Source organism: Shewanella sp. Isolate7, from assembly GCF_022398425.1.
Lineage (GTDB): Bacteria > Pseudomonadota > Gammaproteobacteria > Enterobacterales > Shewanellaceae > Shewanella.
On sequence record NZ_JAKEVJ010000059.1, the window covers coordinates 16,242 to 38,481 of the forward strand.

At 55.2% G+C, this 22,240-nt stretch carries 12 protein-coding genes; 10 read left to right on the plus strand and 2 right to left on the minus strand.

The genetic code is table 11. From position 1 onward, the window contains the following. Nucleotides 1–155: 155 nt before the first annotated feature. From rmuC to L1D47_RS14840, 10 genes are all read left to right on the plus strand, one after another. The gene (gene rmuC / locus L1D47_RS14795; protein ID WP_239885827.1) at nt 156–1,631 is read left to right on the plus strand and encodes a DNA recombination protein RmuC; all 1,476 of its coding nucleotides are present in this window, start codon (nt 156–158) and stop codon (nt 1,629–1,631) included. A gap of 77 nt (nt 1,632–1,708) precedes the next feature. Further along, nucleotides 1,709–3,646 carry a transglycosylase SLT domain-containing protein gene (locus tag L1D47_RS14800; RefSeq protein ID WP_239885828.1) on the plus strand — a complete coding sequence of 646 codons (1,938 nt, stop codon included), beginning with the start codon at nt 1,709–1,711 and terminating at the stop codon, nt 3,644–3,646. A gap of 246 nt (nt 3,647–3,892) precedes the next feature. Beyond that, nucleotides 3,893–4,804, plus strand: a complete 912-nt coding sequence (locus L1D47_RS14805; protein WP_239885829.1) for a MoxR family ATPase — start codon at nt 3,893–3,895, stop codon at nt 4,802–4,804. An 18-nt stretch (nt 4,805–4,822) separates the two neighbouring features. Continuing rightward, on the plus strand, nt 4,823–5,812 hold the full coding sequence (locus L1D47_RS14810; protein ID WP_239885830.1) for a DUF58 domain-containing protein: 990 nt from the start codon (nt 4,823–4,825) through the stop codon (nt 5,810–5,812). Then, nucleotides 5,802–7,844 carry a DUF3488 and DUF4129 domain-containing transglutaminase family protein gene (locus tag L1D47_RS14815; protein ID WP_239885831.1) on the plus strand — a complete coding sequence of 681 codons (2,043 nt, stop codon included), beginning with the start codon at nt 5,802–5,804 and terminating at the stop codon, nt 7,842–7,844. Before L1D47_RS14810 ends, L1D47_RS14815 begins: the two co-directional genes overlap by 11 nt. A gap of 469 nt (nt 7,845–8,313) precedes the next feature. Beyond that, complete coding sequence (gene recC / locus L1D47_RS14820; protein WP_239885832.1) at nt 8,314–11,850, plus strand: exodeoxyribonuclease V subunit gamma; 3,537 nt, start codon at nt 8,314–8,316, stop codon at nt 11,848–11,850. Nucleotide 11,851: 1 nt separating this feature from the next. After that, entirely contained in the window at nt 11,852–15,538 is a 3,687-nt protein-coding gene (gene recB / locus L1D47_RS14825) for an exodeoxyribonuclease V subunit beta (RefSeq protein ID WP_239885833.1), read from the plus strand. Beyond that, nucleotides 15,535–17,499, plus strand: a complete 1,965-nt coding sequence (gene recD, locus L1D47_RS14830; RefSeq protein ID WP_239885834.1) for an exodeoxyribonuclease V subunit alpha — start codon at nt 15,535–15,537, stop codon at nt 17,497–17,499. Before recB ends, recD begins: the two co-directional genes overlap by 4 nt. Continuing rightward, entirely contained in the window at nt 17,496–18,419 is a 924-nt protein-coding gene (locus L1D47_RS14835) for a hypothetical protein (RefSeq protein WP_239885835.1), read from the plus strand. The genes recD and L1D47_RS14835 overlap by 4 nt, the downstream gene beginning before the upstream one ends. A 142-nt stretch (nt 18,420–18,561) precedes the next feature. Next, nucleotides 18,562–19,566, plus strand: coding sequence for a D-alanine--D-alanine ligase (locus L1D47_RS14840; RefSeq protein WP_041511095.1), 1,005 nt, complete (start codon nt 18,562–18,564; stop codon nt 19,564–19,566). An 85-nt stretch (nt 19,567–19,651) separates the two neighbouring features. Here the strand turns inward: L1D47_RS14840 and L1D47_RS14845 are convergent, their stop codons facing one another. Both L1D47_RS14845 and ushA read right to left on the minus strand, forming a co-directional pair. Continuing rightward, the gene (locus L1D47_RS14845; protein WP_041511094.1) at nt 19,652–20,089 is read right to left on the minus strand and encodes an Hsp20 family protein; all 438 of its coding nucleotides are present in this window, start codon (nt 20,087–20,089) and stop codon (nt 19,652–19,654) included. A gap of 361 nt (nt 20,090–20,450) precedes the next feature. After that, complete coding sequence (gene ushA / locus L1D47_RS14850; RefSeq protein ID WP_239885836.1) at nt 20,451–22,157, minus strand: bifunctional UDP-sugar hydrolase/5'-nucleotidase UshA; 1,707 nt, start codon at nt 22,155–22,157, stop codon at nt 20,451–20,453. Between the last annotated feature and the right edge of the window lie 83 nt (nt 22,158–22,240).

Consider the following 22,240-nt stretch of genomic DNA (forward strand, 5'->3'; position numbering starts at 1 on the left):
GTTTCAGCCCATGCTTAATTAGATAGTCAAAACCCTTAAAAAATTTCACCTAAATAATATTTAACGAACAAGTGTTCGTCATTTGCCCTATCCCCCCTTGAACCTGCATTGGCCTCATGAGAGGCTTAACGCCAAGCTTATAACGGGTATCGACTATGTTGACACAACTTCCTCTATCTCTCCCACAAATCATCGTCTTAGCCGCGGTGGCCATGTTAGCACTGCTGATCGGTGCCCTACTCAACCAGCGCCTCACCCGCAGCAAATGGCAGAGGGTAAGAGAGGAGCTAGTCCAGGAACACGGCACCGCCATCGCACTGCTGGAAGCATCGCTGGAAGAGAAGCGCAGCGATGTCGCTCAGCTCAACCAGAAGCTTGAACATCAGATTAATCTGCTCGGCATGAGCCAGGCCCAGGCACAGCGCGTCGACGATCTCGAGCTACAACTCCAGCAGAGCCAGCGCAAACAGATGGAGACCCAACTGGCCCTGTCCAAGTCCAACGCCATTCAGCAGACGCTGACGGTCAAGTTTGAGACCGAGCAACAGGCACTGGAAGACAAGATTAAACATCTGCACGAATCAGAGTCGCGCCTGACCCAACAATTCGAAAATCTCGCCAACAAAATTTTTGATGCTAAGGCGCAGCGTTTACAACATGAGAGCGAACAACAGCTCTCTAACGTGCTTTCTCCCTTTAAACAACAGCTTGAAGGTTTTAGAAAGCAGGTACAGGAATCTTATACTGTCGAGCAGAATGAGCGCAGCGCCCTTAAGCATCAACTGGAGTCACTCAAGGCGTTAAACCTACAAATGAGTCAGGACGCTATCAACCTCACCAAGGCGCTCAAGGGCGATAACAAGCAGCAAGGTAACTGGGGCGAAGTAATTCTCGAACGCGTGCTACAAGAGAGCGGCCTGAGAGAGGGCCACGAGTATGAGACCCAGCAAGATCTCAAACACGACAATGGTAAACGCTTCAAGCCAGATGTGATCATTCATCTGCCGGAAAACAAAGATGTGGTGATAGACGCCAAGATGTCCCTGGTGGCCTACGAGCGTTACTTCAACAGCGATGATGACAGCGTCAAGGCGGCCGCCATCAAGGAGCACTGCCTATCGATCCGCAATCACATCAAGGGCCTCAGTCAAAAGGATTATCAGGCGCTTCACGGCTTAACAAGCCTGGATTATGTGCTAATGTTTATTCCATTGGAGCCCGCGTTCCTGTTGGCGCTCGAGCATGAACCTAGCCTGATCAACTATGCGCTGGAAAACAACATCATGCTGGTGAGCCCGACTAACTTGCTGGTGGCACTGCGAACCATCAACAACATCTGGCGCTATGAATATCAAAACCAAAACGCCCAGCTCATCGCCAAGCAGGCGGGCAAGATTTACGACAAGCTATGTGGTTACCTCGAGGACATGGAGAAGATAGGTCGCGCGGTTGAATCTCTGGACAGACACTATCAGGCGGCCATGGGTAAGCTAAGCACAGGTAAAGGGAACTTGATCCGCCAGGCCCATCAGATGCAACAGATGGGTGTCACGACCAATAAGCAGCTTGATAGTCAGTTACTCGATCAGGCGCTCAGCGAGCATATGGAGCATGACATAAAACTGAATTGATCAACCGTTACACTCCAGCAAATACAAATGCGTCACAGAGCGAATCGAGCAAAGCAGTAGACAAGGATAGGAAGACAATGCCACAGCGGTTAGGCACACTTTTTCAGGCTAAACGTTATCTCCTCATAGGCTTAGGTGCGCTCATCCCCATGACGCTGTCGGCGGCTAGCCTAACCCAGAACCAGCAGCGCTACCTTGACGCCAGAGAGGCGCTGGATGATGGCAAACTGGAACGCTATCAGGCCCTAAGAACCCAACTCAATGGCTACCCGCTCACCCCCTATCTCGACTACCACGCGGAAATAGATAACATACTCGCTGCGCCAGGTAAGGAGGCGCGTAAGACGATGACGCGATTCGATGGCACACCGCTCTATAACAGTGCCCGCCACCGCTATCTTGAAAGCGCTGGTAAAACAAAGCGTTGGCAAGACTTTCTCACCATCAGCCCACAAGAGCCCCGCAGCATCAGCCTGCAATGCTATTACTACCGTGCCCAGCTAAGGCAAGGCGACAAGGCCAAGGCCTTCGATGGCGCCAAGAAGCTCTGGCTTCACGGACATTCGCGCCCCAAGGAGTGCGATCCTCTGTTTACCGCCTGGGAGAAAGCCGGACACCGCAGTCAATCGCTGCTCTGGTCGCGCATGCTAATGGCTTTCAACGGCAGCGAATATAGTCTGCTCAAATATCTGGCCAGTAAGGTGACGGCTCATCAGAAAGAGGCCAAGCAGCTCCTTGCCGTCTATCAAGACCCCCGCACCCTGAGACACACCAAACGCTTTAAGGTGAAGGCCGCCATCTATGGCGATATCGTCGATGCGGGTCTCAGGCGCCTAGCCCGAAAAGATCTCATCAAGGCGGTCAGCCTGTTTCAAAAATATGAGAAGGCCCACAGATTCAGCGACTATCAAGCACAAAAACTGTCGCGCTACCTGATGAAGCGCGCCTTGATTGCCCAGGAGACAGAGCTCAAAGCCTTCGTCGATAGCCGCCTGCCTAAGACAGACAGCGACGATCTTAAGGCGCTACGCCTGCGCTGGGCGATAAGAGAGGCCGACAATAACAGCCTCGACAAATATCTGCCGCTATTAAGTGAATCCAAACGCCAGAAAGCCCGCTGGCAATATTGGATAGCGAGGCGCCAGACGGAGACAGGTACTAAGGTGGCCGATACCGCCCTTCCCGCCCTGAGTAAACAGCGAAACTTCTATGGTTTTACCGCCGCCGATCTGGTTTCGACCACCATCAACTTGGCACAGATCGACACACAGCTCGACGACAAGCTCACGCCCCTGCTTGCGCAGGATCCCGGGCTTTCCCGGATTGAGGAGCTGCTGGCACTGGATAAAAAAATTGATGCCCGCGCCGAATGGGTATTGCTACTTGGGCGCCACCCGCAGCAGAAGCAGGCGCAGTATGCCCTGCTGGCGAGCCGCAACCAGTGGCACGACCTAACAGTACAGGCCAGCATACAGGGGCAGCTGTGGAACGACATGACGCTGCGCTTTCCCTATGCCGCCGACGAGGCCTTCAAGGCCGCCAGCAAAAATGCCAGGGTCGATATTGATGAGATCCGCGCCATCGCCCGCAGAGAATCTGCCTTTTATCCCTACGCCACCTCAGGTGTGGGTGCCCGCGGCCTGATGCAGTTGATGCCTGCCACGGCAAAAGAGACGGCGCGCAAACATGGCATCAAGTACCGCGGCAGCAAGAGCCTTTATGATGTCTCGCTCAATACCGGCCTTGGCAGCCGTTACTATAAGTCGCTGCTCGACAGATTCGATGGTAACCGAGTGCTGGCCACCGCCGCCTATAATGCCGGGCCTCACAGGGTCACGCGCTGGCTAGAACGCAGCCAGGGCAAGCTGGATGTCTTTGCCTTTATCGAGTCGATCCCCTTTACCGAGACTCGCGAGTATGTGCAGGCGGTGCTGAGTTATCGCGCCATCTACCAGGCGAGACAACAAAAGCCCGTCGCCCTCTTCTCCGCCCAGGAGTTGGCCTTTAAATATTAGGGCTCCTGTTAGCCGCTTTATCAAACGATTGCCCTGTCAAGAGGATGGCGCCGGCATCGGGCATACAACCAGCCTCGCCAATCGTGGTGAGCTTTGCGGCCATGTCAAAAATCTGGCAAATATGGCCTTGAAATTTCACTCGATAATTCGACTAAAAAAGCTCGCCAATCATAGACTTCTGCCTCATAGTTAAAGTTCATCATCAGGATTTATTTTGACTACCGAGTGCTCGCAATAAGGAGTTCCATGTCTCATTTAAGCATCACGGCGATCTTAAACCAGCTGCAACGTGTGTTGCTGGGCAAGCCCCATCAGATCAAGCTGGCCCTTACCTGTATCCTCGCCAAGGGACACCTGCTGATCGAAGATCTGCCGGGCATGGGCAAGACCAGCCTCTCTCAGGGGATGGCACAGAGCCTGGGGCTGAGCCATCAACGCATCCAATTTACCAGCGACATGCTGCCGGCGGATATTCTCGGCGTCTCCATCTTCGATAAGGAACAATCCCAATTTGTGTTCCATCCTGGCCCCATCTTTAAACAGATGATCCTGGCCGATGAGATCAACCGTGCCAGCCCCAAGACCCAGAGCGCGCTGCTGGAAGCCATGGCAGAGCAGCAGATCTCGGTCGATGGCGTGACCCATGCCCTGCCGAGTCCCTTCTTCGTCATCGCCACCCAGAACCCCAGCGAACAGTCGGGTACCTTTCCCCTGCCGGAATCCCAGCTCGACCGTTTCATGATGCGGATCTCCATCGGCTATCCTGACGAGACCGCCGAGATGGCCATGCTAAAGGGAGAAGATATCTCGCCCCAGTTACAGCACCTGCCCGCCTGTATCGATCCCCTCACCCTCATTGAGCTGCAATCTCAGGTGAGTAAGGTCAAGGCCTCCGAGGCGCTGCTCAACTATATCCTGGCGCTGGTGAAGGGCTCACGCCAGCTCAACGAAGGTTACGGGCTATCCCCCAGGGCAAGCAAGGCGCTACTCAGTGCCGCCAAGGCCTGGGCCTTCATTCAGGGACGTAATTATCTGGTTCCCGACGATGTACAGGCGGTATTTGCCGCCGTGGCCGAGCACAGGTTAAGGCATACCAGCCAACAGCAGGGCGAGGCCCTCTCTCAGCGTCTGCTCGCGAGCACCAACCCCATCTTATAAGTCCATATGATATAAGCCATGGCGAATACTAAGGGAAAGCAAAACCGACTCAGCCAATGGTGGCAGGCCTGGATCGCCAGACGCCTGCCCGCCAGCAATAAGGTGACCCTAGCCCACCGAAGCATCTTTATCCTGCCCACGGGTTTTGGCCTCTTCTGGCTGCTGTTCGTGGTCTTGCTGTTTCTCTTTGGCACCAACTACCAGAACAATTTGGTGATCGGACTCTCTATCTTACTGCTTAGCCTCTTCAACACCTGCATCATCTACAGCTATCGCAACCTGGCTGGCATGACACTCGAGGCCAAGACAGGACCCGAAGCCTACGCGGGCGAGACCCTGCTCTATGGCGTCATCCTCCATGCCAAACAGGTGCAACATCAGGTGGAGCTTAGCTATGAAAAACAGCGAGTACAGACCCTAAACCGAATCGACGATAAGCCCCAGGAGGCCCTGCTCCCCCTGAGTAACAGCCGACGAGGATGGGTAGCGCCCGGCCGCCTCAGGGTAGAGAGCCGCTATCCGCTGGGACTGTGCCGCGCCTGGTCCCATCTGGATCTCGCCAACGCTCAGATAGCGTTTGCACAGCCTAAACCGGGCCAGTATGAACTCAGCGCCGAACAGCAAGGCGATGATCATCAAACAAAAGAGAGGGGCAAGCGCGTCGTCGGCGTCGAGGAGTTTCACGGCCTCAAACCCTTCGTCACCGGTGAGTCGCTCAATCAGATCGCCTGGAAGCAGCTGGCACAGGGACGCGGCATGCTCACCAAAGAGTTTGAGCAGCCCCAGAGCGCTCCCCAATGGTTGACCTTAGACACTAATGCGCCTTTAGAGGAGCAAGTGAGCCTGCTGACTTGGGCGGCAGATAGGCTCTCGGCCAAGGGACAGAACTTTGGCCTAAAGCTGCCGGGCAAGACACTGATGCCTGGCAGCGGCGAGCAACATAGACACTTGGTACTCAGCACCCTCGCCGTCTATCCTGACCATCTGGAGGCCAGCCATGGCCGATAGCAAGAGTGAGAATATAGGCCGTCAGAGCCTGCTCTGGTTGCTGCTGGCCAACCTCAGCGTATTGGCCCCCCTGTACGATAAGATGACGCCCTGGAGCATGGCTATTTGCGCCATCTGCCTGTTGTGGCGGGTGGGGATCTTTGTCGGTAAGGTGGCAAAGCCCCCCAGGTACCTAGTGACCACACTGGCGATCGCCTCCGCCGTCACTCTGGCCTTAGTCACGGCGCAGATAGGCCTGTTAAACGGCTTGATCAACCTGCTGATCTTGGGTTACGCCCTCAAATATATCGAGATGCGCGACAGGCGTGACGTCCGCGCCGTGGTGCTGGTGGGCTTTTTCCTGATTGCCGTTACCCTCATCGAGAGACAGAGCCTCTGGTTCACCCTGCAATTAACTCTGGTGGCCACCATCAACATCTGTGTATTGGTCAGCCTCTATCTAAACGCCAGTTCGATTCGGCGGACCGCCAAGCTAGGGGCCAAGCTCATGGTGCAGAGCCTGCCTCTGGCCATCGTCCTGTTTATGGTGCTGCCCAGATTGCCACCGCTCTGGCTGGTGCCCAACCCCAAAAATGCCACCACGGGACTGAGCGACGAACTCGCCTTTGGCGATATCGGCAAGCTGACCCGCTCAAGCGCCCTGGCCTATCGCGTCACCTTCGACATTCGCCGCCCCGCCAACAGTCAGCTCTATTGGCGCACCCTGGTACTGGATCACTACGACGGCAAAACCTGGACCCAAGATCCGCAGATTAAGACGCTACAACGACAACGAGTCATGACCAATGCTCGCCCCAATCCCGAAGGTGCGCCGATAAACTACGAGGTGATCGCCGAGCCGAGTTACCAAAACTGGCTGTTTGGTCTGGATCTCGCCTACACCAATACCCGAGATATTCTTGAGCTACCCGATGGCCGTCTGTATGTCAAGGCCCCCCTGAGTCAGAAATATCAATATCGGGTCAGCTCCTATCCTGAGGCGAAACTCGATCGCCGACTCTCGCCTGAACTCAGGCAGCGTAATCTTCAACTCCCTAAGGAGTCGAATCCAAGGTCACGGGCGCTGGGGCTTAAGCTGAAACACAAGTATCCCGCGCCCGAGTCGCGCCTTAACGCCATCATGACACTCTTTAACCAGGCGCCATTTTTCTACACCCTGGAACCGCCTCGGGTCGGCCCACACCAGATAGATGACTTTCTGTTTGAAAACCGCGCCGGTTTCTGCGCCCACTATGCCAGTGCCATGGTATTCCTCGCCCGACAATCAGGCCTGCCCGCGCGCATGGTAACGGGTTATCAGGGCGGCGAGTGGAACCAGGCTGGCGGTTACCTCAGCGTCTATCAGTATATGGCCCACGCCTGGGTCGAGGTCTGGCTCGAAGGTAAGGGCTGGACCCGCTTCGATCCCACAGCCATGATCGCCCCCGAACGGGTCGAGGCGGGATTCGATGCCCTGTTCTCACCCGAGCAGAGCTATCTTATCAATAACCCCTTCAGCAGCCTGAGGCTGCGCCAGTATCCGCTGCTCAACAATTTAAGGATGTCCCTGGCCAGCATAGATTACTACTGGAGCAAATGGGTGCTGGGTTTCGACGAAGACAGGCAAACTCAATTGCTTAAAGAGCTCCTGGGTGAGATCAACGCCACCAAGGTAGCCATCTTTGTCATCGCCTCCTTCAGCGTTATCGCCCTCTTTATCGCCTACAGTGTCGGCCTGCTGCGCTTTAGCCGCCATCCTGACCCGGTAGTCGCCGGGTTCGAGCAGATCTGTACCATGCTGGCCAAACGCGGGCTGCCCCGCGCCCAAGGCGAATCTGTGGATGCTTATCAAAATCGGGTGCTGACCGCGGCGCCAGCGCTCAGCGAGCCCATGAAGCGTTACACCACAAGTTACATGACGCTGAAATATCGAAGCCCCTCACCAAGGTCCAGCAAACAGCTCAAGCGTCAGCTTAGACAGGACTTACGCCGGCTGCGCATAGCCATCCTGAAACTTAAGGGCCCGTTAGAGGCTAAGACTAGGGCCTGTTGACCTTTTGAGAACAAATTTTGTTCTAATTGAGCACGTACAAATCGCGACTCGAGGCTTGAGATATAGTTATTCTATATAAAAGCCGAGTAACAAAGAGTTGAACGTGCTCAAGACGAACCCTGCGGGCAGCGTCTGTATCATTTTTCTACTGCGTTATCGCTCATTGATGTAGTGCACTACATGACAATCGCTCTACCTTGTATAAAAGCGATACAGAATGCTGCAAAATTGAACGCGAAAGATAAACAGGCCCTAACAAGGCTTAACCTGCGCGAGGAAAACCAGGGATTCTGAATACTTGCTTAGACAATCATGATCCCAGCTCTCGCAAAGCCATTGAAAATGTGTGAAAAATAAGCATAAACTGAGCGGGGCTATCGAATTACACCGATATCGCCCGGCGAGGATTGGCCGGATAAGCCAGATGCCCTAGAATAGCCACACAACAACGAAATGGATAAGTGATCTCATGCTGTATTTGGTGCAATCGAATCGAATGGAGGCTTTGGCGCAGCTGCTCGCCAACGAACTGCAGACGCCCCCGGCGGGTCAGTCACCACTGAGCAATGAACAGATCTTAGTCCAGAGCCCCGGCATGTCTACCTGGCTGAGGCTCGCCATCGCCGAGCAAAACAGCGTCGCCGCCGCATTGGAATTCCCTCTGCCGTCGAGCTTCATCTGGCAGCTGTGTCATCAGCTGCTGCCCGATGTGCCCAAGGAGAACGCCTTCACCAAACCGGCCATGACCTGGAAGTTGATGGAACTCCTGCCCGACCTGCTATCTGAGAAGGTATTCGCTCCCTTAGCTCACTACCTCAAGGACGATGCCATACTCGAGGACAGCGCAGCGCCACACTCACTAAAACTGTTTCAGCTCTGCAGCCAGATAGCCGATATCTTCGACCAATACCTGGTCTACCGCCCGGACTGGATCTTGGCCTGGGAACAGGGCGAAGATCGCCTGCCGCCTAAGGAGCGTCCACTGGATGGATCGCAGCAATGGCAGAGCGTGCTGTGGCGCGCCTTGATCCACTACAATCATCACACTTTGAACCAGAGCCGTTACCACAGGGCCAACCTGCACCAGGCGCTGTTTGATGCCCTCAGCGATCCCCAGTGCGATCTTAGCAAGCTACCGACACGCCTGTTTGTCTTTGGGATCTCCTCCATGGCGCCGCAGACACTTGAGGTGCTCTACTTCCTCGCCAAACGTATCGATGTGGTGATGCTCAACCTCAGCCCCTGTCAACACTATTGGGGCGATATCGTCGATCCTAAGCTCAGGGCGCGCATGGCACTGCAATATGGCGGCAAGCAGCAATTGTCTATCGACTGGGAGAGTAAGCTCGAGGTGGGTAATCCACTGCTGGCTAACAACGGCAAGATGGGCCGTGAGCTGTTAGATCTTATCCTCGAGCTGCCGGAAAATGACACTAACTTCAATTTCGAGTGCTACCAAGACCCTGGCAGTCACACTGTGCTGCAAGGAATTCAGCAAGATATCCTCGAGCTTAGCACCCGGGGCCAGACCTTAGGGCCGGACGCCGAGCTCTATCTCACCACCCAGGGACGACGAATACTGGCTAAGGACGATGATTCCCTGACACTGCGAAGCTGCCACAGCCCGCTAAGAGAGCTGGAGACGCTGCACGATCACCTGCTGGAACGCTTGTCACAATCAGACGGTCTCGCCCCCAAGGATATCGTGGTGATGATGCCAGATGTTGCCGCCTACGCACCCTACATAGATGCGGTGTTTGCCTCAAAACGCGGCGATCATTTTATCCCCTACGCCATCGCCGATCGCGGCGCGGCCCAGGAATCGCCGCTCATCAACAGCTTCCTGCACCTACTTGGGCTCAACAAGAGTCGCTTCGCCCTGACCGACATTCTGGGCATACTCGAGGTGCCCGCCGTAATGCGCCGTTTCGAGTTGAATGATGACGACCTTCTGCTTATTCGCCGCTGGCTGGAACAGGCAGGCGTACGCTGGGGCCGGGATGAGCAGAGTCGTCACGCGCAGCAGCTGCCGGCCTTTGAGCATAACTCCTGGGCCTTTGGCATCAAGCGACTGATCTTAGGCTATAGCTTTAGCGATGAGGCCCCCATCTACCATGACAGCCTGGCACTGCCCGGCGTCGAGGGACAATCCGCCCAGGCCCTGGGTAAGCTGCTCAACTTTATCGAGGCGATCGACGAATTTAATCTAGAGCTCGATTCACATTGCCCCCTCGGCGTGCGTATCACTCAGCTGCAAAACCTGGTAGAGACCTTCTACGACTGCATTGAGGAGGAGCTAAATCAGAAGCAGGAGTTATTACAGGCGATCATGCGACTAAGTGAGGAGCTGACCGCCACAGAGTACCAGAGCGAACTCGAACTCGAGGTGATGCAAAATTGGTTTACCCGCCACCTCACCGAATCCCGGGTGGGGCAGCGTTATCTGGCGGGTAGCGTCAACTTCTGTACCCTGATGCCGATGCGTTCCATCCCCTTCAAGGTGGTCTGCCTATTAGGCATGAATGATGGTGTCTACCCCAGGGTACAACACCCCGTGGGCTTTGACTTGGTGGCGCAGGAAGGGCCGCGCAAGGGCGACCGCTCCCGCCGACTCGACGACAGATACCTGTTCCTCGAGGCGCTGCTCTCGGCCAGAGAGCAGCTGTACATCAGCTATATCGGCCATAGCGAGCGGGATAACAGCGAGCGCATCCCCTCTATGCTGGTCTCTGAGCTTATCGAATACTGCCAGCTCTGCTACCTGCCGGCGTCCTTTGCAGACATGCTCAATGGAGACACAGACACGGCGGATATCGCCCAAATCGAACGGGCCATTTTAGCGCAGCTTATCGTCACTATGCCGCTACAGCCCTTCGATGAGCGCCTCTATCTGGCACAAGAAGTGGCCCCGGAAGGTAATCACCAGGCTCAGCGGCTGTGCCAGAGCTATAGCGAGCAGTGGTGCCCCACCACTCAGACTGAGGGCGATGCAAAGGCGATTGAAGCAGACGGCGCCCCCCATACTCAGGCCGGCCAGTTTATCACTGAGCCACTGAGCCTCATCGCCGACGAAGACAAGGACGAGCCGCTGGAGCTCTCGGCGTTGATCCGCTTCTTCCGTAACCCGGCGCAGTACTTTTTCAATCGCACCCTCAAGCTGGACCTTAGTCTTAGCATACAGATGGATGAAAATGACGAGCCCTTCGCCCTCAATGCCCTGTCTCGCTATCAATTGCAATCGCTGCTGATTGAAGATGCGGTCAAATCGGGCGAGGAGCGGCCATCGGATAACCTGCTCAAGCGCCTGAGGCTCTCGGGTCAGCTACCCCTTGCCCCCTTCGACGATATTCTACTCAACCAATATCAGCATGATATTCGCGCCTTAGTGGGGCGTACCCTCTATCTACAAGGGGAGAGCAGCCATACTCAGGATATCGACCTGACGCTGAGTGATAGCGCCGCCACGACGCTGGTGGGAAGAATAGACGATATCAGTGCCAAGGGGCTGGTCAACTACCGTCCGGGCACGGCGAACGCGCGAGATCTAATTCGCGTCTATCTGCGTCATCTCTGCCTCAACGCGGCAGCTGATAAGGGTCAGGTCACTCCCTGGCAGCGCCACAGCTACCTGTTAGATATCGGCCATTTCCATGGCTTTGCGCCGATAACGCCCGAGCAGGCGCTCAATCAGCTATCGCGCTGGGCCGAGCATTACCATCGGGGTCAGTGCCAGCCCCTGCCCTTCATGCCTAGGACCGCCTTAGCCTATGTAGAGGCCGAAGGGGAGCATAGCGAGAAGCTAATCGCCGCCCAGCCACAATGGCTGGATGAGCAGTCTAACTTGGGCGAAGGCCAGGAGGCCCACTACCAGCGGCTGTTTACTTTCCCAGGCGACTTTAGCGAGGCAGGCTTTGGCACCATTGCCACCTCCCTGCTCTCTCCCATGCTGAGTCTCTATCACAAGGCGCCGCTAAGCGAACTGGCCGATTTCGTGGAGGGCCAATAAGATGGCGACACAGACACTCGATCCCCTAAGCCTACCTCTGTCAGGCACACGTCTCATCGAGGCCAGCGCAGGTACAGGTAAGACCTACACCATCGCCGGGCTCTACGTGCGTCTGCTGCTGGGCGATAGCCAGCGCGCCCCCCTAAGCTGCGAGCAAATCCTGGTGGTGACCTTTACCAATGCGGCTACTCAGGAACTCAGGGATCGTATCCGCAAGAAGATACAGCTGGCCTACCGCGCCTTTCTCGGCATGGCGGTGGACGATCCGCTGATCAACACCCTCTACGACGAGGCAGAGCCCGAGGAGCGCAGTCAGGCGCTGAAACGATTCGATCTCGCGCTAAAATCCTTAGATGAGGCGGCGATTTTTACCATTCATGGCTTCTGTCAGCGCATTCTTAGCGACATGGCCTTCGAATCGTCGCTGCTATTTGAATCTGAATTTACCCTGGATGATAGCGAATACCTGCACCATGCGGTGCGGGATTTCTGGCGTGAGGCCTGCTATCCGCTACCTGGCTATCTGGCACAGATCATCGCCAACAAGTTTAGCGATCCCGACGGCCTCACCAAGCAGCTAAGGCCCCTGCTCGGCGCCAATCAGGCCAATGTATTACCACAGCCCGAAGCCTTTTCCAAGGTATCTGAGCGCCTGACTCAGAGCCTAGCGAGACTGCGGCTTATCTGGCCCCGTGAACGCGATGGGGCGATTGCGCTACTCAAGGCGCTACCGCTCAACGGCACCCGCTTTGGTAAGAAAGATCAGGGCTACCCCAAGCTGGAAACCCTGTTCGCCGCCATGGATAACTGGGCGGCGCAGCCACTGTCCCTGCCCGATAACAAGGTCCTCGGCGCCCTGGCACTAAGTGGCCTAAAGCTCAACAAGGGCGGTGAGATCCCAACCCCGGAGCAGGCCCCGCTGCTGGCCCATATTGAGCACGTCGCACAGACTATAGAGACCCTGATCCCGAGTTTTCTCTATGGCGCCCGCGATGGCATCAAGGCGCGCTTTGCGGCCCAGAAACAGCTGAAGAATCTGCGCACGCCGGACGATCTGCTGATCGCCTTAGCTGACGCCCTGAGTGACGAGAGCGACAACGAACGAGCCCTGGCAAGCGCCATTGCCAGACGTTTTCCCATCGCACTGATCGATGAGTTTCAGGACACGGATCCACTGCAATATCAGATCTTCAGTCGCATCTACCAGAGGGACGCAACCCTAGCGGATAACGACCTCGGCCTCTTGATGATTGGCGACCCCAAACAGGCGATCTACGCCTTTCGCGGCGCCGATATTCATACCTATATCCATGCCAGAGGTCAGACAGAAAACCATTACAGCCTGGACACCAACTACCGCTCGAGCCGAGCCATGGTCGAGGCGGTCAATCAGCTGTTCTCAAGAAGCGACGACCCCTTCATCAGCCAGGCTATCCCCTTTGAGATCATCAAGCCCTCGCCCATGGCGGCAGAGAAGCGCCTGACTGAGAAGGTTCCTCAAAGCAGCGCCCTAAGACTCAAGCTGCTCAGTGAAGACCCCAACACCGGACTGAACAAAGCCAGCGCCCGCAGCCAGCTAGCAGAAGATGCCGCCAACGAGATAGCCAGGCTACTTAACGAGGCTGAGCGCGGCGAGTGCCTAATAAAGGACAGGCCGCTCAAGGCGAAAGATATTGCCGTGTTGGTGCGCGATCGCAACGAGGCCGCCTATATCAAGTCGGCGCTCAGTAGTCGCAATATCGGCGCCGTGTTTCTCAGCCGCGACAGCGTGTTCGACACACTCGTGGCCAGGGAACTCGCCCTGGTGCTGCTGGCCATCGCCAATCCCAAGGATGAGCGCGCGCTGCGCGGCGCCATGGCCACCGCCCTGCTGGGCTATGATGCCCAGGCGATACATGGCTTTAACCTGGATGAAGATGTGCGTCAGCAGCAGCTCGAGGCCTTCGACAACCTGCATCAGACCTGGCTTAAACGCGGGATCATGCCCTGCATGATGGCGCTTGCGGCCGATACCCGCCTCATCGAGCGACTACTGGCGGGCGAAGAGGGTCAGCGCCGCCTGACCGACTTCAGACACCTTGGCGAGCTACTACAACAAAAGGCGATGGAACTCGATGGCATCAGCGCCCTGCTCAACTGGTATCAACAGACGTTGATCGAGCAAAGTAACACCGAAGAGTCGCAGCTGAGACTGGAGAGCGAGCAGAATCTGGTGCAGATAGTCACCATACATAAGAGTAAGGGACTCGAATATCCCATCTGTTTCCTGCCCTTTGTCAGCCTGGCCCGGGACAATCGCCGCAAGCCGGCGCCCATGCTCTACCATGACCAAGATGCCCTGGTTTGGGATATCACCCAAACAGATGAAGGCTGGGCCAAATACAAGGCGGAGAATCTTGCCGAAGACCTGCGCCTACTCTACGTGGCACTCACCCGCCCGGTGCTGGCCTGTTACTGCTACATCGCCAACCATTCACGCTTCACCAAACGTGATGGCATCAGCAGCCAGTTGTTCGAGACCGCCATCGGCTACCTGCTGGGGATAGAGTCCAAGGCCTGTGAATTTGCCGATATCCAGGCCGCCGCCGAGCAACTCATCAGCGAAGATATTTCGGTCGACCTGGTGCATAACACGGCGCCCAAGCAAGACTTTGAGCCCCTGGAAACCGCTCATGAACTCACCCTGGCACCGCGAGCGCTTACCCGCAGACGCGAGACCCCTTGGCGCGTCGGCAGCTATTCAGGCCTGGTGAAACATTCGGCCCACGAGCAGGTAAGCCCTGGCATGGGTGATGAAGCCTTCCCCGAGCTAGAACAGCTAGTGACAGACAGCGAGCAAGTGACCCGCTTTAGTTTCGAGCGCGGCGCCAACGCCGGTAGCTTCCTGCACTGGGTGCTGGAACAGGTAGACTTCACCGACGCCGACACCACACTGCGCCAGGAACTGCCCAAGGCGATGGATCGCTTTGGCATTGACGAACAGTGGCAAGCGATGCTCCATGACTGGTATCTGGATCTGCTGCATACGCCGCTCGATGGCGAGCAGCTGCGCCTTGCACGCCTCAGCCCGGCACAAAAGCTGGTGGAGATGGAGTTTTATATGCCCATTGGCCAGCTCGACGCCGCGGCGCTTAATCAGCTCCTCTGCCAATACGGCTACAGTTCAGGGCTTAACTTCGATACTCTGCAAGGCATGCTCAAAGGCTTTATCGACTTGACCTTCGAATATCAAGGCAAGTTCTATATCGCCGACTATAAGTCCAATCATCTGGGCGATCATCTGAGTCACTATGATAACGCCGCCATGGCGCGGGCGATTGTCGGGCATCACTACGATCTGCAGTACATCATCTATAGCCTGGCGCTGCATCGCTATCTCAAGCTGCGCCTGCCCGGCTACCAGTATGAGCTGCATGTGGGCGGCTGTTACTACCTCTTCCTGCGGGGCATGTCGGCTCAGTCGCCACAGACCGGCGTCTATTACGACAAGCCACCCTTTGCGCTCATTGACACGCTGGATACCCTGCTCAGCCAAAAGTCGCTGACTGCATCACAGGCCGATTTCCAGCAGGGCGACTCGCTTCAGGCCGATTCACAGCAGGCAGATTTACAAGCAGCAGAGAAACCACAAGCGAGTCGCCAGACAGACACCCCGCCTAGCCCAGCACAAGGAGAGCTAGACCTATGATCCAGCTAGCACAGCCACTCAGCCAGCTCCTTAAACTCTGGCAGCAGGAGGGACTGCTTACGCCACTGGATCGCCACTTTGCCCTGCAGATGCAGGCACTGCACGGCGATGGCGACGATCTCTTTACCCTGATCTGCGCCCTGCTCAGCCGCCAGCTGTCTCAGCAGCACACCTGTCTGCCCCTGACCCAGATAGACAGAGATAATCCGCTGCATGAGCAGCTTTCTCAATGCCGGCTGGACCTGTCGCCACAAGCGCTCGCCGAGCACCTGCTTAACTATCAGGCCGTTAGCCCGGCCGATGGTGAGCTGGATACTCCGTTAATCTTAGATGGCGACAGGCTCTACCTGCAGCGTTACTACCAGTTTGAAACGCAAGTGGCCGTGCGTCTCAAACAGCTCAATCAGCCGCTCACTGTCGTGGCGCCGGACAAGGTCACGAGCATACTTAACATCCTGTTTGCCGCACAAACCGAGAAGCCCGACTGGCAGAAGATCGCCACCGCCACCGCCTTTAGCCAGAAACTGGCGGTGATAACAGGCGGGCCAGGCACAGGCAAGACCACCACAGTGACTAAGCTCTTGTTACTGCTCTGTCTGGAGCAGCAACTCACCATCAAGCTAGTTGCGCCGACGGGCAAGGCCGCCGCGCGCCTGAGCGAATCGATCAAGGCCTCCAAGGCCAGACTCGCCCAGGAGCTGGCCCAATATGACGACACCCTAGATCTTAAACAGCTAGAGCAGGTGCCCGAAGAGGCCGCCACCCTGCACCGCCTCTTGGGGGTGATCCCAGGCTCTCACAAATTCAGGCACCATAGGGACAACCCGCTTAGATTGGATCTTTTGATCCTGGATGAGGCCTCCATGGTGGATCTGCCTATGATGCACAAGCTGTTAGAGGCGCTGCCCGACCATGCCAGGCTGATCCTGCTGGGTGACCAGGATCAACTCGCCTCGGTCGAAGCTGGCGCCGTGCTGGCGGATATCTGCGCCGGGCTAAAACAGACAGAATCAGGCGAAGCTGGCTGGCGCATGCGCTACTCCCAGGAGAAGGCCACACTGCTCAGTAAACTCACATGCGAAGATCTCAGCCCTTATATAGATGCGCGCCCGGCGCTGGGCGATAGCCTGGCCATGCTGATGCACAGCCATAGATTTAAAGGCGATGCCGGTATCGGCCAGCTTGCCAGCGCCGTAAATCGCCGTGACCTGGCAGGCATATTAAACGTCTGGCAGAGCGGGTATGCCGAGCTAGGCTGGCTTGAGCATCAGCTAACGCTTCAGGGCAACTCAGGACTCACGACGTTGATGAGCCAGAGCGTCGAGCAGTACAGTCCTTATCTTGCCATGGTAAAGCAACTAGCGGGCGAAGATAGCGCCGATGGTAAGGAGCTTGATGAGATAGCCAACGAGATCATCGCTCGCTTCAACGATTACCGTATCCTCTGCGCCATGCGCGCCGGTGAATATGGTGTAGAGGGGATCAATGCCGCCGTCACCCAGGCGCTTAAAGATGCTCGGCTCATCGAGCCCTCCAGCGAGTTTTACGCCGGACGTCCCATCATCATCCAGAGCAACGACTATAACCTGGGGCTGTTTAACGGCGATATCGGAGTGATCCTTCCAAGTAGCGGCGTCACCCGCCGCCTGATGGCCTATTTCGTTCAGGCCGATGGCAGCCTGCTCAAGGTGCTGCCCGCACGGCTTCCTAGCCACGAGACCTGTTACGCCATGACGGTACATAAGAGTCAGGGCAGCGAATTTCAGCAGGTCGCCTTCGTCTTGCCGCCAAGACCCAGTGTCGCTCAGCGCCAGCTGCTCACCAAGGAGCTGGTCTACACCGCCATCACCCGCGCCAAGGGGCACTTCACCTGTCTGGGCAGTCAGGCGGTATTCGAAGCGGCCTGTCGCCAGGCGACGCTTAGGGCTTCGGGGCTGGCTAAGAGGCTTTGGCAGGCATGACGCTCTCATTAAACTCCCTGCTCAACCAGACACCAAGCAAGCATCCAAGGGCCTTAGTGCTGGGCAACGGCATCAATCGTTATCGCGCCAAGGATGAGAGCCCGCGGCAAGCTCAAGGCATCAACGCCTGGGATGAGATGCTGGTCAGCCTGTGGCGTGCCCATCGGGGCGATGAGGTGGCAAGTGTGCCTACTGGCATAGCACTCACTGAGTTTTATGATGCGCTGGATCTGATAAGTGAGCGCCCCAATAAACAGTTACAGAAAGAGTTTTGTGAGCTGATGTCGAGCTGGCAACCCCAGCGCCAGCACCAAGCTCTGGTGGCCTGGGCGGAGGCGACCCAGACCCCGATACTGACCACCAACTTCGAACAGACACTCGCCGCAAGCCAGTCGCTAAAGTTACATCACCTACAGGCGAAGCATTTTACCGACTTCTACCCCTGGTCGAGCTATTTCGCCAAGTCCCCCATCGACTCACCCACGCAGGCGTTTGCCATCTGGCATATCAACGGCATGCAAAGGTATGCCCGTAGCGTTCGCTTGGGACTGAGCCATTACATGGGCGCGGTCGACAGGGCCAGAGAGATCTTGCATCAGGGTCACCTGGGCGGCGGGTTCAAGCAGGCACTAAAGGAAAACTGGCGCGGTAATAGCACCTGGCTCAACATATTGCTGCATAACGAGCTGGTATTTATCGGTTTAGGGCTGGAGAGCAATGAGATCTTTCTACGCTGGTTGCTCATCGAGCGCGCCAAGCTCTATAAGGCCTTTCCCGAACGCAGACGCGAGGCCTATTATGTCTACGCCGGTGAGTCCATCTCCCAGGGACAGACGCTGTTTCTCGAGGCGGTGGGCGTGACTGTGCTGCAGCAGGCAGATTATGAGGCGCTCTACCAGGCGCCCTGGAACCATAGATAGAGTGTTGCCAGGCGGCTATTTCGGCCACAAAATGCCCGGTCAGACATTAAGCTTTCTTTATGGTGCATCCAAGGCTTGCATAAATAAATCATCACGTCATAGTGAGCATGGAAAACGATACTGAGTCGAAAACGGAGACCCGATGAATCCGATCAATCTTTTACTTGTATGCGGTGGCGGCGGTGATGAACACGCCATTTCACTGCTGTCGGCCAACTACTTCGAGACCTCGCTGGCAAAGCTTGCTCATATTAATGTGCTGCGCGTCGAGCTGGACGCCGAGGGTCATTATCACACCAAGTCCGGTGAGCCCTGTGAACTCACCAATCGACGTGAGATCCGTTTCGAAGATGAGCGCCTTTCGCCCTGGCCAGTAGATTATGTGATCCCTTGTATTCACGGCTATCCAGGTGAGACAGGTGATATTCAATCTTATTTCGAACTCATCAATCTGCCCTATTTCGGCTGTGATGCCGAGGGGTCGCGCAACTGCTTTAACAAGATCACCGCCAAGATGTGGTTTAGCGCCCTAGGGATCCCTAACACCCCCTATCTCTTCCTGAATCAACTGGACGAGCAGGCGATCGCCCAAACCGCAGATGCACTGGAAAAATGGGGCTCTGTTTTCGTTAAAGCTGCCTCACAGGGCTCCTCTGTGGGTTGTTATCGGGTCGATGACGCCGCCCAAATTCCAGCCATTCTGGAAGATGCCTTCCGTTACTCCCCCTATGTCGTGGTCGAGAAGACCATTGAGGCACGGGAGCTGGAGGTCGCCGTCTATCAGTATCGTGGCGAGACTGTTGCCACCCTGCCTGGCGAGGTGATCTGCGCCGGTGGCACCTTCTACACCTATGACGAGAAGTATGCCGCCGACAGCAAGGCGACTACACGGGTCGTCGCCGAGGTGAGTGATGAGATAGCCCAGCAGATCCGCGCCTACGCGGTGAAGGTTTTCGATGGCATGAAGCTCAGACACCTATCGCGCATCGACTTCTTTCTCACTCCAGAAGGCGAGATCTTACTCAACGAGATCAACACCTTCCCTGGCCTGACGCCAATTTCTATGTTCCCTAAGATGCTCGCCAACCACGGCGATGACTTTAGCGAATACTTAAACGAGGCAATTCTGACCGGGCTTAATCGCTGAGTCTAAATAATCCCCAAAATGAGAATTTTGCCATCAAAAAAGGGAGCCTAGGCTCCCTTTCTTATAACTATGATCCCAGGGCCTATTAGGCGTCTAATAACTTTGAGCTTGAGATCTCGATCTTACGAGGCTTAAGCGCCTCGGGGATTTCGCGCTGTAGATCGATATTGAGCAGGCCATTTTCGAGATCGGCACCTATCACAGTGACATAGTCTGCCAGCTGGAAGGTACGCTCGAAACCACGCTCGGCAATCCCTTGGTACAGGTATTTGCGCTCACTCTCCTGCTCCGCCTTAGTCCCTTTAACGACCAGCTTGTCGCCTTCGCTGGTGATGTCTAATTCATTCATCGCAAAGCCGGCCACCGCCATGGTGATGCGATAGCGGTTCTCGCTGAGTAGCTCGATGTTATAAGGGGGATAACCTGTATTACCCTTGTTCGATGCAGCATGCTCGGCAAGCTGGGCTAAACGATCGAATCCAATGGCACTACGGTATAGAGGGGTCAAATCATAATTACGCATAGGTATATCCTTGTATTAAGCAATATAGTGGTTAGTGGCCGGCCATGAATCACGCGTTAATTTCACATGAATTGCGCCGCACCTTTTAGTGACATTACCCGGCAGCCCAAAGGCACTGCCATAACAAGACTAAGGTCTTGGGTAACATCAGGGGCCTCGATGAGCGCCCCATATTCACTATATGTGGATAGCCATTTACGATTTCAAGGAGTAAATTTAAAATTTTTTGATCGCCGATCAAAGTCCGCTGGCACGGGAATGAGATAGGGTTTAAGCATAAAAAAAGCAGCCTGATGGCTGCTTTTTTAACTCGCTTATTTAAAGCGCTTGCTTAAAGCACTTGCTAATAAGCTAATCTAGATTAGCGTTGGCAAGCCAGTGGGCTGTTGCTGTTCAGGAACTGAATGTCACCGGCAACGGGTGCGTAGTCAGCCGCCTTGATAGCGCCGATACCTTCGATGTATGTCGCCAGAACTTCTGCATCAACATAACCTGTCATAACAGGCTCCAATACGGGGTAACCGTCACCGCCCGCAGCGTTAAAACTAGGAACGGTAAAGGTATATGTTGCATCGGCAGAGTAGCCCTTACCATTGATGTCGCTGATGGCAACTGTCTTAGCTTCACAATCGACGTCCATTTTGATACCAGCTAGTTGAGGATAGGCGCCAGAACCTGTAGCACCAACATCAACAGTCGCCACAACATTCAGGTATTCGGTGATCTCCGCGCCAGTCATAGTGCTTAGGGTGATTGAGTTACCAAATGGTTGAACGGTCAGTACGTCTTTATAGGTAATTTCGCCCGCTTCGATAGATGCACGCACACCACCAGCGTTCATTACCGCGAAATCGGCATTCACTTTAGTGCGCTGCGCTTCGGCGATCAAGCGGCCCATGTTGGTCTGCTGGGTACGAACAATATCACGGAAACCTTCAAGCTTATCATCGGTAGAACCGATCACTTTTAGTAGCTCTTCCTGACCTTTATCTTGGTACTGTTGCAGAACTTCCAGAACCGTTGCATCAGGCTCGATAGCTTCGCCGATCAGTACGCGATCGCCTGCTTCGTTCTTATCTTTCAAGTTAACAGGAATTAACTTGTAACCCGCTAAATGCAGCTCACCGTTGAAGTATTCGAAATCAGCACGGCCAACATACTTACCCCACTCGTGGGCCTGCATGATGTATGTACCATTTTGCACATCAGGCTTACACTCGGCACCACGCTTGAAGTTTGGATCGTAGGCATTGCCTTCCATACAAACTGGGTTCTGAGAGTGACCACCGATAACAGCGGCTAAATCACCTTCAGTCATTGCACGTGCCAGCGCAACATCACCAGGAGCGTTGCCACCATTTGCGCCATCGGCATAGTGACCCATGTGAGTCGTTGCAAAGATCAGGTCAGCTTCATTGGCCGCCTTGATATCTGCAATCACTTTCTTCAGCTCTTCTTTAGGATCGGTAAACTCAAGACCGCTAATGAACTCTGGGTTACCTATCTTAGCTGTGTCTTCAGTTGTCAGACCCACCACCGCGATACGCAGACCGTTAACGTCAAAGACTTTATAAGCATCGAAGTAACGCTTACCAGACGCCTTGTCGTAGATGTTAGCGGCTAGCATTGGGAATTCGGCTAGCTCACGCTGCATATCGACAACAGATAGTGGGTTATCAAATTCGTGGTTACCAACTGCCATCGCATCGTAACCAATCAGGTTCATACCAACGAAGTCAGGACGCGCATCTTGCAGATCCGACTCAGGTACACCTGTGTTAATGTCACCGCCAGAAAGCAGCAGCGTTTCGCCGCCGTTGGCTTCAACTTCGGCGCGGATCTGATCGATCAGCGTCTTACGAGCCGCCATACCATACTCACCATACTTATTCTCGAAGAAACGACCATGGTTATCGTTAGTATGAAGTACGGTAAATACAGTACATGCATCGCCAGCTTCGGCACATGTTGTTGGTACCTTAGTGGTATCGTCGTCACTGCCATTACAGCCAGCAAGTGCAGCCACAACAGCCGTAGCGACTAATCCTTTTAATAGCTTATTTGTCATTACATCAACCCCTGGATTATATTTTTTTATTAACCATCATAATTTTTGATAGCGAACGTCATAATCTCGCCGCGAAATATAAT